This is a genomic window from Brevundimonas sp., assembly GCF_023259385.1.
Taxonomy (GTDB): domain Bacteria; phylum Pseudomonadota; class Alphaproteobacteria; order Caulobacterales; family Caulobacteraceae; genus Brevundimonas.
This window is the reverse complement of the sequence record NZ_JAHFPF010000051.1, coordinates 1-16,194: the sequence shown is the minus strand read 5'-3', so window position 1 is coordinate 16,194 and position 16,194 is coordinate 1. Positions and strand designations below refer to the sequence as shown.

The following is a 16,194-nucleotide window of genomic DNA, read 5'->3' as shown; positions in this document are numbered from 1 at the left end:
CGTCGCGCGGCGTGGCCGGCGGGGTGGTGATATTCTCCCGGATGCGGCGGGCGGCGTGTTCACAGCGGCCCGGCAGGCCGAAGAACAGGCCGAAGGCCTGGCTGCGCGCCGCCTCGTTCTGGTCCATCAGCGGCGTCCATTTGGCCGCGGCCTCGGCGGCGGCGGCGCGGGCCGCGGCGCGCGTGGCGGCCGTCTGGCGCGGCTCGGCGGCCTGCAGCGCCGAACGGAAGTCGGACGCTTCCAGCTTGCCCAGACGGATGATGTCCTGATCCAGCGGATCGCGGTCGCTCAGCGTTTCGCCCAGGGCCACGTGCCCGTTCACCAGGGCCTCGCACCAGGCCACCAGTGGATAGTCCGACTGCGGCGCCCCGCGCGGCAGGTCGTTGCCGTAAGCCACGGCCTCCCGGAACCGCAGGGAATCGATCGTCTCGCCCGCCGCCGGCGCGGCGGTGACGATGGGCCCGTCATTGGCCTCGACGGGACGCGGGGCCGTAACCACAGGGCCATCCTGAGGCGCGGGCGGGGTCTGGATCAGGAACAGGGCGGCGAAAACGCTGGCGATCATGGAGTCAGGCATCTGGATGGCGACCGCGTGGGCCGGGATGTTACGGCAACGCCTGAAGCGCCCCGATGGTTTTTCTACGGCAAGCGCCGCGCAAAGAAAAAGGCGGCGGAGCCGAAGCCCCGCCGCCCAATCTTACGCACGTTCCGTAGGGTCTAGTACTTCAGACGAGCGCCGAAGAAGAAGTACCGGCCGTTCACGTCATACGTGTTCGGATCGGTGTTGCCGTCGTTCGCGTTGTCGAAGACGGGCGGATCTTCATCCAGCAGGTTCCGGACGCCGGCGAACATTTCGATGTTGTCCGTGGCCTGCCAGGTGCCGCTGATGTCGTGGTACCAGTAGGCGTCGATGCCCGAGTAACCACCATCGGCGAAGTCAGGGATGTTGCCCTGGTTGTCCAGAGCGTCGATGTACGTCCCCGAATAGGCCAGGCGGACCGGGCCGATGTCGTAGCCCAGAGCGATGTTGGCCTTGTACTCGGGCAGGGTGGCGCTGATGTTGTAGGCGCCGGCCGTTCCCTTGTACTCGATGCCGTCCAGCTCGTAGCTGTTCAGCCAGGTCAGGTTGAAGGCGATGTCGAGCTTGTCGCCCCACACGCCGCCAGCCCACGGCACATTCCAGCCGTAACGCGTCGAGAAGTCGATGCCGCTGGTTTCCAGCGACGACACGTTGCCCAGGGGCGCGCGCGCCTTCAGGTTGCCGGCCGCGTCACGATAGATGAGCGGCAGGCCGATGCCCGCGTTGTTGCACTCGGCGATACCGGAGACCGGCGCCGGAGCGGAAGCCGAAGCCGCCGCACCCGCCGCGAAGCAGGCGCCGACGATGCCGGACACGCCACCGCTGATCGTGCCGATGTAGTCCTCGACCTTGATCTGGTAGTAGTCCAGCGACATCGACAGACCTTCAGCGAAGGTCGGTTGCCAAACGGCGCCGATCGTCACGGTGTCCGACTTCTCTTCCGACAGACCGGGGTTGCCGTAGAAGAACGACTCCGTCTGGGTGTTCAGAGCGACGAAGTTGCCGGCGACCGGATCGAAGCCCAGTTGAGCCGTGCAGAAGTTCCGAACGCCCGTGCTGAGCGTACGCGCGGCGCCCGTGCTCGGGTTGACGGTGGTGCAGGGGTCCAGAACGGCCGGGAAGCCCTGGTCGTTGGCCTGGAACAGTTCGAACACGTTCGGAGCCCGGCTGGCGCGCTGATAGAGGGCGCGCAGGCGCAGGCTGTCGACCGGCTCCCACGAACCGCCGAACTTGTAGGACCAAACGCCGCCGACGGTGCTGTAGTCCGAGTAGCGGGCGCCCAGTTCCAGTTCCAGCGACTGGGCGAAGGGAGCGTCACGAAGCAGCGGAATGGCGGCTTCGAAATAGACTTCCTTCGAGGACGAGCTGCCTTGGACGGCCCGTTCGGCGTTGAAGCCGTAGATGTCGCCGGCGTTCTTGGCGTCATCCGGGGTGAAGCCCAGGCTGTCTTCGCGGTACTCGACACCGGCGGCGAAGCCCAGGGGGCCGGCCGGCAGTTCAAGCAGCGTTCCGGTCAGGTTGACCTGCACGTTGTTCCGCTCGAACACGCTGCGGTCCGTGAAGTTCAGGCGCACGAAGTTCGCGGCTTGCGGCGTGATCGTACCGGCGCCGAACAGGTTGATCGGCACGCAGGTCGGGAACAGCAGTTGGACAGCGGGGGCGCAGGTGGTCGCCGTGCCGCCGCCGGCCAGGGCGGCGTTCAGGCGCGAGCGCGAGACGTCGTTCTGGATGGAGGTGGTCAGCTCGGTGCGGCCGTAGCTGTACATGGCTTCCAGCTGCCAGTTGTCGCTCAGATCGGCCCGGATACCGGTGTTGATCTGATAGACGTCGGTGTTGTTCAGCTGGACGCGGGCGCCGACTTCGGCCATCCGGCGGTCGAAGTTCAGCGGCAGGGCCGGGTTCGGACGCGAGTTGGCGTAGGCCAGCAGCGCCGGGTTGTTCTGCACGAAGAAGTTGCTGACCGGGATGTTGATGCCGGTCGCCGGCGTCGGGGCCAGCTGCGAGTTGTTGCGGGTGTCGGTGTAGAAGACTTCCGCGAACGCCTCGACGTTATCGACGACGTCGTAGTGGCCCATCAGCGCGATGTTGAAGCGCTCCGACGGCGACTGCAGCAGGTTGACCGGAGCGAAGTCGTAACGGTCGCTGGTCGTCGGGTTGACGGCGGGGTCGCTGTTGTTGAACGGCCCAGGCACGCCCGGCGTGCGGAACGAACGACGGCAGGGATTGGCCGTCGGACAGCCGGCGGCCGTGTAGGGGTTGGTGCCCAGGTTGTTCAGGCCGCCGTAGATGCCGGTGCCGGAACCCGTGGCGTTGCTGCGTTGCGCCCAGGGACGATCTTCGTTCGGCAGGAAGCCGTCACGGTCGGCATAGCCGACGAAGCCGGTCACGTTGCCGCGGCCGTCAGCGACGTTGGCGCCGAAGGTCATCGAGGCGTCGAACTGCTCGCCGTCGCCGTAGCCCGAGATGCCGTACTGGGTGTTGAAGGCGAAGCCTTCGAAGTTCCGCTTGAAGATGAAGTTCACGACGCCGGCCAGGGCGTCGGAGCCGTAGGTGGCCGAGGCGCCGCCGGTGACCACTTCCACGCGTTCGATCAGAGCAGCGGGAATGCTGTTCAGGTCGACCGCGTTGCTCTTGTCATAGGGGACGAAGCGGTGGCCGTTGACCAGCACCAGCGTCCGGCTCGAGCCGAGGCCGCGCAGGTCGACCGTGGCCGAACCGTTGGACGGGTTGTTGGAGTTGGCGGACAGGCCGGGCACGACCTGCGGCAGCTGGTTCAGGATCTGCTCGACGTTGACGTCGCCGCGAGCCTGGATCTGCTCGGCGCTGACGGTCGAGATGGGGCTGTTGGCTACATAGTCCTGACGAACGATGCGCGAGCCGGTGACCACGACGTCATCGATAGTGCTCGGGCCCGGATCCTGCGCCATGGCCGGCGCAGCAAAGGCGAAGGCCGACGCCCCAGCGATGATCGTCGTCGCCAGAAGGCGGCGGCGGTTGTGTTGGAATTTCAAGTTAGTCTCCCCTTGAGACGCCACCACCTGCTTGGTGAAGGTGTCGTGGCTGCGTAAATATTGACCCTGCGGCACGCGAATGCCGCCCCAATCCTGCCGAGTTAGGCACCGACTCGCCTGACGCGCTAGAAAATTACACCACTGTAATGCCGACGTCAGCGGGGTGTCGCATTCTCGACACGATCTGACACAGCAACAATGGCTGGTCTGTTAAAGCAACTATGGCTGGTCCAAATGCACGCGGCCTGCGACAAGAACGACGCCACATCGTCCACTATGGAGGGATCTATGGTCGTCAGAGTCTCGAGCGCCGCGCTGGTCGTCCTAAGCTTCGCAATAGCGAGCCCCGCGAATGCTCAAGAGGCGGCGCCCGCCGGGTCGCCGGCGATCGCCAACCTGGCCGGCTGCCGGGCGATTACCGTGGCCAGCGAACGACTCAGCTGTTTTGACCGGACCGCGCTGGAGCTGGAAACCGCCCTGCGCAGCGGGGAGATTCTGGTGGTGGACCGCACCCAGGCGACGGCGGCGCGACGTCAGGCCTTCGGCACGACCGAAGCCCCCGCCGACATCCTGCAGCCTCCAAGGCAGGAGGATCGTATCGATTCGATCGAGACCACCCTGACCCGCGCCACCCAGTCCGGCGACGGACGCTGGACCTTCGTACTGGCCGACGGCGCGACCTGGCGTCAGGTCGACACGGACCGCGTCCGCTTCGACAACCGCGCCGGCGAGCCGGTCCGGGTCCGGCGCGGGGCCATGGGCAGCTATCTGCTGGTCGTCGGTCACAGCGGCGTCGTCCGCGTCCGGAGACAGTGATCATGGCCGACCCCAAGCCCCTGTCGCCTCGCGTCAGCGCAGCGTCACAGCTGCACACGGAAGACGTCGCCGCGCTGGCGGCGCAGGGCTTCGCCTCGATCATCAACAACCGTCCGGATGACGAGGAAGCCGGCCAGCCCTCATCGGCCGAGATCGAAGCGGCCGCCCTCGCGGCGGGGCTCAGCTATCTCCACGCGCCGATGCGCGGCATGCCGGATGAGCAAACCGCCGCGGCCGTGGCCGACCGTCTGAAATCTGATTCGGACCGCGGCGTGCGCACCCTGATGTTCTGCCGCTCCGGCATGCGCTCCACTGTCGCCTGGGCTATCGCCCAACGCCAGGAGGGCGCTGATCCCGACGATCTGCGCGACGCCGCCGCGGCCGCCGGATACGATCTCAGCCGCCTGCCGCTTTAGCGGACGACGGCGATGCGCGACGCATAGGGCGCCGGTTCAGGCGTGCACGAGGCGACCGCCAACTGCGCCGCCATGAGACACAGGAAGGCCCCGGCGATGGGCAGAAGCCGATTTGAGACAGCCAAAGCTATGGAAAGGGCCATATCGGGGACTCCGCGGAAGGTTTACGAAATCCTAACGCAAGCCCTGGGCCACGCCGGGAGAGCCGCTTGATCCCCTTCGTTCGGGAGTTTTCCTTCGAGTACGGCCGCAGCGACCGGGTCTCGCCGTTGATCCGAAGGGTCGTGGCGAACAACCCCGGGCCGTTCACCTTCACCGGCACAGGGACCTACATCGTCGGGCGGGACCAACCCGGCGCAGGCGTGGCGGTGATCGACCCGGGTCCGCTGGACGACGCCCACCTCAAGGCCCTGCTGGCTGCGGTCGAGGGCCAGACGGTCAGCCATGTGCTCGTCACCCACACCCACCGGGACCACGCCCCCCTCGCCCGCCCGTTCGCCGAGGCCGTCGGCGGCGCGCCGGTGCTAGCCGCCCGCCCGCCGCTGCGCACGACCCACGCCTCGTCGGCCCTGGACGAGGACGACGACGAGACCTTCGTCCCGGATGTGATCCTGACAGGCGGCGAGCGGATCACGGGCGACGGCTGGATGCTGGAGGCCCTGGCCACGCCGGGGCACGCCTCCAACCACATGGCCTTCGTCCTGACAGAGGAGAACGCCCTGTTCAGCGGCGATCACGTCATGGGCTGGTCAACCACCGTGGTCGCCCCGCCCGACGGGGACATGACCGACTATATGGCCAGCCTGGACGCCGTGATCGCACGGAATTTCGACACCCTGTGGCCGACGCACGGCGCGCCGGTGACGGAGCCCGCTCCCTTCCTGGCCGCCTATCGCGCCCACCGGCTGGAGCGCGAGGCGCAGGTCCTGGCGCGGCTGCGGGCGGGCGACCGGACTATCGCGGAGATGGTGCCGGTCCTCTACGCCGCCGTGGACAGCCGGCTCTGGCCGGCGGCCTCCCTGTCAGTGTGGGCGCACCTCAATGCGCTGGTCCGCGACGGGCGCGTCGTCGCCCAGCCTCAGCCGTCGCTTCAGGCGGTCTACCGGATTCTCTGACTCCTCGACCGCGCAGGTCGCCTTCACCAGCCGCCACTCCTCGGGGCTGAGGGCGCTCCGACCCGGCCGGGCTGCGGCGCGCGCGGCGCGGGCGCGCCGTATGGAATCGGGATGGGTGGCCATGAACTCGGCGGCCTGATCCAGTTCGCTGGACCCGCCCTTGCCCGCCAGCCGCTCGAAGAAAGGCGCCATGCCCTCCGACGACAGGCCGTCGGCGTGAAGCAGGGCCTGCCCGCGGGCGTCGGCCTCGGCCTCGGCGGAACGGCTGTAGCTCAACTCCGAGGCCTGCCCGGCCAGGATGACGGCCTGCTGGCCCGCGCCCGAGCCGCCGCCGACCACCAGGTCCAGCAGCATGCCGATGCCGAAATTGCGCCAGACGGCCTGCATCACGTGGCGCTTTTCCACGTGCGAGACTTCGTGCGCGATGACGGCCGAGAGCTCGTCCGGCGTTTCCGCCTGGCGGATCAGATCATCGGTGATCAGGATCCGCCCGCCCGGCATGGCCAGGGCGTTGACCATCGGGGCGTCCACCGCACGCACCCGGATATCGAACGGCGTGTCCGCCTCGGCGGCGATGCGATCGCCCAGCTGCGCCAGCACGCGCTGGCCGGCCGCCTCCTTGCAGGTCGGAAAGAGCTGGGACAGCTGGCCGTTGATGCTGTCGCCCATGCGCTCTTCCATGGAGATCGGCGTGGCGCGAGCGACGGGGCCGGACAGGGCGGGCACGCCCACGGTGACGAACAGGACCACGCCCGCCGCCGCCGCGGTCAGTCCACCGACCAGCCACCACTCCCTTTGGCGGCGCGACCGGACCTTCTCGGTCAGGCGGTCCCCGGCCAGCGGCGCCCATTCGCCGACCGGCAGAACCAGGCGCGCGTCCGGATCCCGTCGGTTCGAGACCCGGGCCTGATCGGCCTCGACCTCGACCGACAGGTCCGGCAGGCGCCAGATGAAGGCTTCGTCGCCGACCTGGATGTGCAGGACGTCGCCGTCCATCCTGACGTCCGCCGGATGGGATCTCGCCGTCTTCCCGTCGTAGAAGCGCGCGCTCAAGGTCAGATGGCCGAGAAGCCAAAGGCGTCGGCCAGACCTTCGCCACTGCCCGGACCGCGACCGGTCTGCTGCACCAGATCAAGCCGCGCCGTGCCTTCCGAGGTCAGTCGCGAGACCAGGAAGCGCGCCGTCCGCGCCTGCACCCACGGCATCAGGAACCCGAGCGTGATCAGCAGCATGAACAGGTTGGTGACCGTCAGCCACCACAGGGGCAGCGCCTTGACGTTCAGCCGGAACGTCGCGCCGTCCACCGACACCCCCGCCGCGACTGAGCGCATCATGGCGGCGTGATAGGGCGACCAGAGCAACAGGGCGAACGGCGCCAGGAGCAACATCGCGGCATAGGTCATTAGAACAAAGGCGACGCCGGTTTCCGGCGGAGCGCCGCTGCCGGTCTGTTCGAACATGCCGGACGTCATCGCGACCGCCATGAAGACGAAGATCAGCACGAAATAGCCGACCAGGCTTCCGACCCAGCCGATGGCGAAGGGACCGTAGACGCCCTCGTTCTGGGCGCGTCCCATGCGGAAGCGCAGGCGGCGGTCGCCGAAGCGGACCTCGTCCCAGATCTTTTCGGCGAGCGCGCGTTCGGCCGTGGGCCAGAACCAGCCCATGGTGATGCCGCTCAGGAAGCCGGCGAAGATGAAATAGAGACCGTAGTTGGCGGCCGAGCCCTTCAGCTGGAAGCGCACCCCGCGCCAGGTCGTCCGGCTCGCCATGTAGCGGAACGCCGTATAGGTCCCGAAGCCCCAGAGCCAACCGAAGAAGACGTACATCGGAATGTAGGCGGCGAAGACCACCCATTGGCCGAGGAACTGCACCGCGAAGACGATCGCGAGGAACGGCAGGCCCAGCACGACCAGCGCCAGGATGAAGCCGATGAACAGCTCGACGCCGCGACCGGTGTACTCGAACGCCTCATCGTTCAGCCGGACGCCCTTCCAGACCCGCTGACGGACCTCGGTCTTCCCCCAGAAGCGGTAGAGGGTCAGGGTGATCAGGTTCAGCAGACCGTTCTTCAGGCTCAGGCCCAGGAACCGGCCGGGCTCAAGCGTCGTGGTGAAGGTCAGGGTCTCGGGCGTCCCTTCTTCGGGCGCGCCTTCGGCGATGATGTCGGTCAAGTCGTTGTCCCCCAAACTCTTCCCGCATCCGGCGTACCGAGCGACAGTCGCGGTGGCAACCGGGTCCGGGCGAGCTCGGCCGCGAACGTGGCGCCCTCGCCACGGCGGAACCGATCAGTCGATGCCGCGCAGGGCCGCGCTGATCTCGGTCACCAGCCGGCAGGCTTCGCCGCCGCGCGGACGGCCGTCGCGGGCGGCGACGCGGATGTCGGTGCGGCCGGGGCGGATGCGGATCACGGCGTCGAAGCCGGCCCCGAACCAGGTCGTGCGGCGGCTGCCGTCGGCCCGGGCGACACCGACCCGACCGAGGTTGAAACCGACCTCCTGCAGGGCCCAGGCGGCGTTCTGCGGGGCGACCTGGCTCATGACCGGAACCGCGCCGGGACAGGCCTCGACGCCCACCGCGGGACCAAGACCCGCGGGCCGGTCCGCGCGCCGGTCGCCGAACCCGGGGATGTCGGTCAGGTTGGTGCTGACGTTCTCGACCGGCCCGGCGGCCAGCCGCCCCTTCTGCCAGACGAAGACGCCCAGCGCGCCCACGCCCATGATCAGCCCCGCCAGCGCGACAAGGCCCAGGGCGCGGAGGTTCCGCAGCGCCAGGATCACAGCCAGCACGCCCGCGGCGGCGCCGACGAACGAGAGGATCCACGCCAGCTTCAGGGTCAGCAGGTCATAGCCGATCCCCATCGGCAGCAAGCCGACGCGTACGCCAATGGCGGCCAGCAAAACCAGCAGCGGCGTCGCGGCCGCGAGGCCCGTCAGGGCGTTGACCGCCCCCCTGCCCTTGATCGCGGCCCGCGCCATGACCTCAGCCTCCAGTGGTCGGGAGACGATAGTCCTTCAGCCGCTCGCGCACGACCTTCTTGTCGATCTTGCCGGTGGCGCCCAGCGGGATGTCGTCCACAAAGACCACGTCGTCCGGCATCCACCATTTGGCGATCTTGCCCTGCAGGAAGTCGAGGTGTTCCTGCTTGTCCTCGGACTCGCCGGGCCGCAGCTTGATCACCAGCACCGGACGCTCGTCCCACTTGGGGTGAGCCGCGCCGATGACGGCGGCCAGCTCGACCTTGGGATGCCCCATGGCGATGTTCTCGATCTCGATCGAGCTGATCCATTCGCCGCCGGACTTGATCACGTCCTTGGCGCGGTCGGTGATCTGCATGAAGCCCTGCTCGTCGATGGTCGAGACGTCGCCGGTGTCGAAATAGCCCTCGTTGTCGAGGATCTCGCCGCCCTCGCCCTTGAAGTAGGCGCCGGCGATGGTCGGCCCCTTGATCATCAGCCGGCCGTAGGTGTGCCCGTCGTGGGGCATTTCCTGACCGGCGTAGTTCTTCAGCTTCAGTTCGACGCCCAGCGGCGGCTGGCCCTGTTTGACCCGCCACTTCATCTGCTCGTCGTACGGCAGGGCGGCCAGTTCGGGCGTCATGTTGGACAGGGTGCCGATGGGCGAGGTCTCGGTCATGCCCCAGCCCTGCAGCACCTCGATGTTGAACTCGTCGTGGAAGGCGCGGATCAGGCTTTCCGGCACGGCCGAGCCCCCGATCAGCACCTTCTTGACCGTCGGGATCTTCAGATTGTTCTCGCGCAGGTGGGTCAGCAGCCCCTGCCACACCGTCGGCACGGCGGCCGAGAAGGTCACGCCCTCGCTCTCGATCAGCTCATAGATGGCCGCGCCGTCCATGCGCGCACCCGGCATGACCAGCTTGGTGCCGCCCGCCGGACCGGCGAAGGCGATGCCCCAGGCGTTGGCGTGGAACATCGGCACCACCGGCAGGATGACCTCGCTCGGCGACGCCCCCAGCACGGTCGATTGCATGCCCAGCAGCGTGTGGATGAAGTTCGAGCGATGCGAGTACAGCACGCCCTTCGGATTGCCGGTGGTGCCCGAGGTGTAGCAAAGGCCGCAGGCGGTGTTTTCCTCGAAGTCGCCCCAGACGACGTTCTCGGACGCGCCCGACAGCAGGGCTTCGTAGCATTCCGCGCCCGGCAGCTTCGTCGCCGGCATGGTCATCTCGTCGGTCAGCACCACCACCCGCTCCACGCTCGGGCAGTGCGGCAGCACGGCCTCCAGCAGGGGGATGAAGGTCAGATCGACGAAGATGATCTTATCCTCGGCGTGGTTGATGATGTAGGCGAGCTGTTCGGGGAACAGGCGCGGGTTCAGGGTGTGGCACACCGCCCCCATGCCCATGATGCCGTACCAGACCTCCATGTGGCGGCCGGTGTTCCAGGCCAGGGTGGCGATGCGGTCGCCGACCTTCACGTCCCAGTCCTGCAGCACGCGGGTCACGCGGCGGGCGCGGGCATGGATCTCGGCATAGGTGGTGCGGACGATCGGACCCTCGACCGAGCGGGTCACGACCTCCCGATGACCGTGCCAATTGTTGGCGTGATCAATGATCTTGTCGACCGTCAGCGGCCAGTCCTGCATCAAACCAAGCATACGATCCCTCACACTCTGCATCCGCTATCCGGGACGCTTGAAGCCACGCTATCGGCGCGTCCGGGGATAAGCAACGTGACGCAGGGTCAACGACGGCGTCGAACCCCCGGGCTAGCCGCCGCCGTTTCCCCGCCCTAGAAGGCCGCCATGGCCATCCTTATCGCGATCACCGGCGGCTCCGGCTCGGGCAAGAGCACGCTGGCGGAAGCCCTGCTCGCCGCCCTGCCCGACGGCGCGGCGGTGCTGCTGCGCGAGGATTCCTACTACCGGGACGCCGCCGGCCTTCCGGACTTCGACCCGAACACCTTCGACTTCGACGACGTCGCCGCCCGCGACCACGCGCTGATGATCCGCGACCTGTCCGAGCTGAAGGCCGGACGCGCGATCACCGCCCCAATCTATTCCTTCATCCACCACGGCCGCGAGCCGGGCGGCGAGCCGGTGCCGGCCGCCGAGGTCGTGATCGTGGAAGGCACCCATGTGCTGTGCACGCCGGGACTGGTCGACCTGTTCGACATCCGGGTGTTCGTCGACACCCCCGCAGACATCCGCTTCATCCGCCGCCTGCTGCGCGATCAGGCCGAGCGCGGACGGACAGCCGAGTCGGTCATCGCCCAGTATCTCGGCACCGTCCGTCCAGGCCATGAACGGCTGACCGAGCCGTCGCGGCTCAACGCCGACTTCATCGTGGCCGACGCAACCGCCGCGGTTCGCCTTGAAGATTCACAAGTTGTGGTCCGCCTCGCCGCGCCGGTCCTGGCCCACCCCCTGCTGGCGCCGTTCGTCCGGGCCTGACGGTCCCTGACAGGGACCTTGCCGTCCGCCCGCGGAAGCGTCACTTTGTCGCTCACCAAGCGATGAATTCCAACATGCCACCTCCTTCCGGCGACACCCAGTTCCACGATCCCAAGCGGCAGGCCATCATCAGGTATGCGCGTGCGGCCTTCATATCCGTGGGCTACGCCGGGACCCGGATCGAGCCCATCGCGCGCGAGGCCGGGGTCTCCACCGCCACCCTCTACGCCCTGTTCGCCGGCAAGTCGGAGCTGTTCTCGGCGGTCATCGACGACGCCGCGGCCCAGTTCGCCTACCAGATGGCCGGCGTCCGCGCCTGCGACGGCGACGCCCGCACGCAGCTGACCAGTTTCGTGGAAGCCTACGCCTGTTTCATGGGCGACGGCTTCGTACGCTCCATCTTCCGCCTGGTCCTGGCCGAGCGTCCCCGCTTCCGGGCGACGGCGATGCGCTTCTTCGAAAAGGGCCGCACCGAGTTCGGCGCCACCCTGATCGGCATCCTGAAGGACCATCAGGCTCGCGGCGGCCTGAAGGACATCGAGAAGGCCTCATGGGCGGCGGGCGAGCTGATGGGGATGATCGAACACCCCGTCTTCTTCGTGCCGCTGGTCACGGGCGACGAGGTCCGGGCAAGCCGAACCAACGCCCAGATCGTCGCCCACGTCATCGACACCTTCATGGCGCGCTACGGCGCCTGACCGTCAGGGCTGCAGGCGGGACGTCCGCCAGCCCTCCCCGTCCCGCGTGAACAGCAGGCGGTCATGCAGGCGGAACGGCCGATCGCGCCAGAACTCCACCGTCCGCGGGATCACCCGCCAGCCCGTCCAGCGTTCGGGCCGGGGCACGTCCTGCCCTTCGAAGCGCGCCGTCTCGCGGGCCACGGCCAGCTCCAGCGCCTCGCGGCTCTCCAGCGGCCGTGACTGGTCCGAGGCCCAGGCTCCGATGCGGCTCTCGCGCGCCCGGCTGGCGAAATAGGCGTCGGCTTCCGCGGCGCTGACCGGCTCGATACGCCCCCGCACCCGCACCTGCCGCCGCAGCGATTTCCAGTGGAACAGCAGCCCCGCCGCCGGATGCGCCGCCAGCGCCTCGCCCTTGGCGCTCTCGCGGTTGGAATAGAAGGTGAAGCCCCGCCCATCGACATCCTTCAGCAGCACCATCCGCGCGTCGGGATCACCCGAGGCGTCGACGGTGGCCAGCGCCATGGCGTTGGCGTCGTTCGGCTCATACCGCTTGGCGTCCTCCAGCCATTCGACGAACAGGCCGACGGGCTCGCTCCGCTGGAAGATGGTCTCGTCCCCGTTGGCGGCGAGCGCGGCGGTGTACTGGTCCGCATATTCTTCGCGGGTCGGGCTGGGCGGGATCACGGGTGCGGTCATGACCTCCAGATAGCCCCTCGCGCGTCCGAACGGGAGAGCCGTCACGGTTAAGCCGGTCTTCACCACGTTGGTGGCTTGGTGCGTATATGCGCGCTCGTCCCTCCTCCGAGGTCTCCTCGCTCAGCGAAGCCTGGGCCCTGCTCGGCCTGACCGGCCCGGCCGAGGGTCCGGCGCTGACCACCGCCTTCCGCGCGGCGGTGAAGGCCGCCCGTCCGGACCAAACCGGCGGCGACGAGGCGCGCTTCCGAAAGGTGATCGCCGCCTGGCGGCTGGTGCAGAGCGCCCCTCCACAGGCCGCTCTCGCCGCGCCGGAAGCCCCTGCGCACGCCCAGACCATCATCGCCATCACGCCCCAGGACGCTCTCAACGGCGGCCCCATCACCGTCCACGCGGGCGACCGAACCCTGCGCGTCCAGGCGCCCGCCGGGATGCGTTCGGGCGAGCATCTGCGGCTCAAGGGCGGCGCGGCGGACGGCGCGGACCTGTATCTGCCGGTGCTGATCCGCGGGGCGGACGGCCTGAGCGTCATCGGTGACGACGTCTATATGAGCTGGCCCATTCCGCTGCGCCTGGTCGAGGATGGCGGGCGGCTGGAGATCGACACCCACGCCGGGCCGCGCTCAGCCTGGATCGTGGCGGGACAGGAACCGCTGCGCCTGCGCCTGAGGGGATTGGGCCTCCCGGCGCGCGGACCGCGGCCGCAGGGGCATCTATTCGTGACCCTGACCCCGTCCGAAGACGCCCCCTCTGCGGCGGAAGACCTGCTGATCCGCTTCACCCGTGTCTGGACGCCGGACCGCCTGGCGGCTTAAGCCAGACGGATGTCGCACAACACCTTCGGCCATCTGTTTCGCGTGACCACCTGGGGCGAGAGCCACGGGCCGGCGATCGGCTGCGTCGTCGACGGTTGCCCGCCCAACATCCCGCTGACCGAGGCTGATCTCCAGCCGTGGCTGAACCGGCGCAAGCCCGGCGGCAGCCGCTTCGTCACCCAGCGGCAGGAGAGCGATACGGCCCGCATCCTGTCCGGCGTCTTCGATGACGGCGACGGCCAGGTCACGACCGGCACGCCCCTCTCGATCCTGATCGACAACGAGGACCAGCGGTCCAAGGACTACGGCGAGATCGCCCGCGCCTACCGCCCCGGCCATGCCGACTACGCCTATCAGGCCAAATATGGCGTCCGCGACCATCGCGGCGGCGGCCGGTCCTCGGCCCGCGAGACCGCCATGCGCGTCGCCGCCGGGGCCGTCGCCCGCAAGGTGCTGGGCGACGGCGTCCAGATCCGCGCCGGCGTGGTCCAGCTGGGTCCGCACCGCATCGCGCCCGAGGCCGTCGATTTCGACGCCGTCTACGACAACGCCCTGTTCGCCGCCTCCGCCGCGGTCGTCCCCGCCTGGGAAGCGTATCTGGACGGCGTGCGCAAGGCGGGCTCGTCCATCGGCGCCGTGGTCGCGCTGGAGGTCACCGGCGTCCCCGCCGGCTGGGGCGCGCCGATCTACGGCAAGCTGGACGCCGAACTGGCCGCCGCCCTGATGTCGATCAACGCCGTGAAGGGCGTCGAGATCGGCGCGGGCTTTGAAGCCGCCGAACTGTCAGGCGAGGAGAACGCCGACCAGATGCGTCTGGGCGAGGACGGCCGACCGGTCTTCCTGAGCAATCGCGCGGGCGGCGTCCTGGGCGGCATCTCGACCGGACAACCGCTGACGGCGCGCGTCGCCTTCAAGCCCACCTCCTCCATCCTGACCCTGCGCCAGACCGTCACTCGCGACGGGACCGAGACCGACCTGCGCACCAAGGGCCGCCACGACCCCTGCGTCGCCCTGCGCGGCGTCCCGGTCGTCGAAGCCATGGCCGCCTGCGTGCTGGCCGATGCGATGCTGCGGCACCGGGCACAGGTGGGGTGAACGGCGTGAGGCGGTTGCGGCTTTGGCTCGCGCTGAACCAGTTCCCCCTTACGCTCGCCCTCATCCTTCTGTTCGTAGGGATCATCGCGACCTTGCTGATCTGCATGATGCTCTGGGCGCTTCAGTCCCGCGGACCGGCTGAGCCGATACCAGGCGTGGCCAAGGCCTTCGGCATGCGTGAGCGCGATGAAGGCTCATATCGCGTCATGCTGGTCGAAACCGCCGACGGCACGGTGGCCTTGCCCGCGCCGGTCCGGCGGGACTGCCGGGTCGGCGACCGGGTCGTTCTGCGCCGGACCCAGACGCGGGTCGGCGCGATGTACGGCCTCGCTTCATGCGCCCGTGGAACGCCTTTGAACCGCCCGGATCCGAAGCGCCCGCCGCGGGTGGGATGATCCGGCGACAGGGAGGCCCTCCGCCCGCTTCACGGAAGCGTGAGCGGCGGAACCGCCCCGGCTGCGCCTACCCTCCACCGCCTGGCTTGGAGCAGCAGAATGCCGACCTATTACGGAACCAGCGCGGCTGAACTGATCGAGGGATCGGCGGCCGACGACGTCATCTTCGGCCTGGGCGGCAATGACGTCATCAACGCCCTCGACGGGAACGACTGGATCTACTGGTACAATACCTCCGGCGTCGGGCACGGCCTGGACACCGTCAACGGAGGCGGCGGCGTCGACACCATGCGGCTGCAGTGGCTGACCCCCTTCACGGGCAATTTCGTGCATGTCGGCGGCGTCAACGGAACCACGGTAGTGGAACAGGGCAGCGGCGGCGTCGGCGACCCGCGGTTCGCGCTCAGCTATTCCGTCAACGTCGAGAACCTGGACCTGATCTTCGGGCCGCAGGGCGTCGCGCATGTGACGGTGTTCCTCAACGCCCTGACCGGCACGGGGACGACCGGCCTGATCACGATCGACGGGCGCGGGCTGGAAGCGCTGACCGTGGTCACGACACAGGCGGTCAACAACCTGGCGATCTACGGGACGGAAAATGACGACAGGCTCACGGGCGGAGCCGGCGACGACCAGCTGTCAGGCGGCGATGGCGACGATATCCTGGATGGGGGCCGCGATGGCGCTGACACGCTCGTCGGCGGGTTGGGCGACGACACCTATGTGCTGACCGACTTCCGCGACAGCTTCGTCGAGGCGCCCGGAGAAGGCGTCGACAGCCTGATCGTGGGCCTGCGCGACTGGCGTCTGGCTGATCATCTGGAGAATCTGACGGTCGGCCTCGCCGGCGACAGCCAGGGCTTCGTCGGCATCGGCAACGCCGCGGACAACCGCATTTCCGGCGGCGGCGGCGCCGACTACCTCATCGGCCTGGACGGCGATGACCGGCTGAGCGGCGGCTTTGGCCTGGCCAACACCCTGCAGGGCGGGCTCGGAGACGACGTCTATGTCGTCGCGGAAGCCGGCGACACGATCGTCGAGTTCGACGGCGAGGGGAACGACACGGTCGAGACCTTCCTCACCAGCTACACACTCCGGGACAATGTGGAGAACCTGACGTTCGCGAGCGGTTCGGGGACCGGAACCGGAAACGCCGCAGCGAACAG

Annotated in this window: 16 protein-coding genes; 9 read left to right on the top strand and 7 right to left on the bottom strand. The window is 68.5% G+C overall.

Annotated features, from left to right (window positions below; all coding sequences use genetic code 11):
- Window positions 1–565, bottom strand: a 565-nt coding sequence (locus tag Q0C81_RS05805) for a hypothetical protein (protein ID WP_291834881.1), incomplete at its 3' end; no start/stop codon positions are given.
- Window positions 566–717: 152 nt separating this feature from the next.
- Entirely contained in the window at window positions 718–3,591 is a 2,874-nt protein-coding gene (locus Q0C81_RS05800) for a TonB-dependent siderophore receptor (RefSeq protein WP_291834879.1), read from the bottom strand.
- Window positions 3,592–4,011: 420 nt separating this feature from the next.
- Between Q0C81_RS05800 and Q0C81_RS05795 the strand changes: the two genes are divergently transcribed.
- The 3 genes from Q0C81_RS05795 (at window position 4,012) to Q0C81_RS05780 (ending at window position 5,938) form a co-directional block, all read left to right on the top strand.
- Window positions 4,012–4,407 (top strand): hypothetical protein, encoded by a 396-nt coding sequence (locus tag Q0C81_RS05795; protein WP_291834877.1) that lies wholly within the window; start codon window positions 4,012–4,014, stop codon window positions 4,405–4,407.
- A gap of 2 nt (window positions 4,408–4,409) precedes the next feature.
- Complete coding sequence (locus tag Q0C81_RS05790) at window positions 4,410–4,823, top strand: TIGR01244 family sulfur transferase (RefSeq protein ID WP_291834875.1); 414 nt, start codon at window positions 4,410–4,412, stop codon at window positions 4,821–4,823.
- Window positions 4,824–5,032: 209 nt separating this feature from the next.
- Window positions 5,033–5,938, top strand: coding sequence for an MBL fold metallo-hydrolase (locus Q0C81_RS05780; protein WP_291834871.1), 906 nt, complete (start codon window positions 5,033–5,035; stop codon window positions 5,936–5,938).
- Here Q0C81_RS05780 and Q0C81_RS05775 read toward each other — a convergent pair.
- The 4 genes from Q0C81_RS05775 to Q0C81_RS05760 form a co-directional block, all read right to left on the bottom strand.
- Complete coding sequence (locus Q0C81_RS05775; RefSeq protein ID WP_291834869.1) at window positions 5,846–6,934, bottom strand: M48 family metallopeptidase; 1,089 nt, start codon at window positions 6,932–6,934, stop codon at window positions 5,846–5,848. The two genes, Q0C81_RS05780 and Q0C81_RS05775, sit on opposite strands and share 93 nt — an antisense overlap.
- Window positions 6,935–6,993: 59 nt before the next feature.
- Window positions 6,994–8,112 (bottom strand): DUF898 family protein, encoded by a 1,119-nt coding sequence (locus Q0C81_RS05770; RefSeq protein WP_291834867.1) that lies wholly within the window; start codon window positions 8,110–8,112, stop codon window positions 6,994–6,996.
- Window positions 8,113–8,226: 114 nt separating this feature from the next.
- The gene (locus Q0C81_RS05765; protein ID WP_291834865.1) at window positions 8,227–8,916 is read right to left on the bottom strand and encodes a hypothetical protein; all 690 of its coding nucleotides are present in this window, start codon (window positions 8,914–8,916) and stop codon (window positions 8,227–8,229) included.
- Between the two features lie 4 nt (window positions 8,917–8,920).
- The gene (locus Q0C81_RS05760) at window positions 8,921–10,555 is read right to left on the bottom strand and encodes a long-chain-fatty-acid--CoA ligase (protein ID WP_291834864.1); all 1,635 of its coding nucleotides are present in this window, start codon (window positions 10,553–10,555) and stop codon (window positions 8,921–8,923) included.
- Window positions 10,556–10,702: 147 nt separating this feature from the next.
- On the opposite strand from Q0C81_RS05760, the gene udk reads away from it, so the two are divergent.
- Together udk and Q0C81_RS05750 are read left to right on the top strand one after the other, a co-directional pair.
- On the top strand, window positions 10,703–11,350 hold the full coding sequence (gene udk, locus Q0C81_RS05755; protein WP_291834862.1) for a uridine kinase: 648 nt from the start codon (window positions 10,703–10,705) through the stop codon (window positions 11,348–11,350).
- A 74-nt stretch (window positions 11,351–11,424) separates the two neighbouring features.
- Window positions 11,425–12,048, top strand: coding sequence for a TetR/AcrR family transcriptional regulator (locus tag Q0C81_RS05750; RefSeq protein WP_291834860.1), 624 nt, complete (start codon window positions 11,425–11,427; stop codon window positions 12,046–12,048).
- A 3-nt stretch (window positions 12,049–12,051) separates the two neighbouring features.
- On the opposite strand, the gene pdxH is transcribed toward Q0C81_RS05750, so the two are convergent.
- A complete protein-coding gene (gene pdxH / locus Q0C81_RS05745; protein ID WP_291834858.1) occupies window positions 12,052–12,726 on the bottom strand; it encodes a pyridoxamine 5'-phosphate oxidase in 675 nt (224 codons plus the stop codon).
- An 86-nt stretch (window positions 12,727–12,812) separates the two neighbouring features.
- Here pdxH and Q0C81_RS05740 point away from each other — a divergent pair, with 86 nt between their 5' ends.
- The 4 genes from Q0C81_RS05740 to Q0C81_RS05725 all read left to right on the top strand — a co-directional run.
- Entirely contained in the window at window positions 12,813–13,538 is a 726-nt protein-coding gene (locus Q0C81_RS05740; protein WP_291834856.1) for a DnaJ C-terminal domain-containing protein, read from the top strand.
- 9 nt (window positions 13,539–13,547) lie between these two features.
- Window positions 13,548–14,633: a chorismate synthase gene (gene aroC / locus Q0C81_RS05735; protein ID WP_291834854.1), complete on the top strand. Its 1,086-nt coding sequence runs from the start codon at window positions 13,548–13,550 to the stop codon at window positions 14,631–14,633.
- Between the two features lie 14 nt (window positions 14,634–14,647).
- Window positions 14,648–15,028: a hypothetical protein gene (locus Q0C81_RS05730; RefSeq protein WP_291834851.1), complete on the top strand. Its 381-nt coding sequence runs from the start codon at window positions 14,648–14,650 to the stop codon at window positions 15,026–15,028.
- 99 nt (window positions 15,029–15,127) lie between these two features.
- Window positions 15,128–16,194 (top strand): calcium-binding protein (locus Q0C81_RS05725; RefSeq protein ID WP_367117981.1); only part of this gene is annotated, 1,067 nt, incomplete at its 3' end.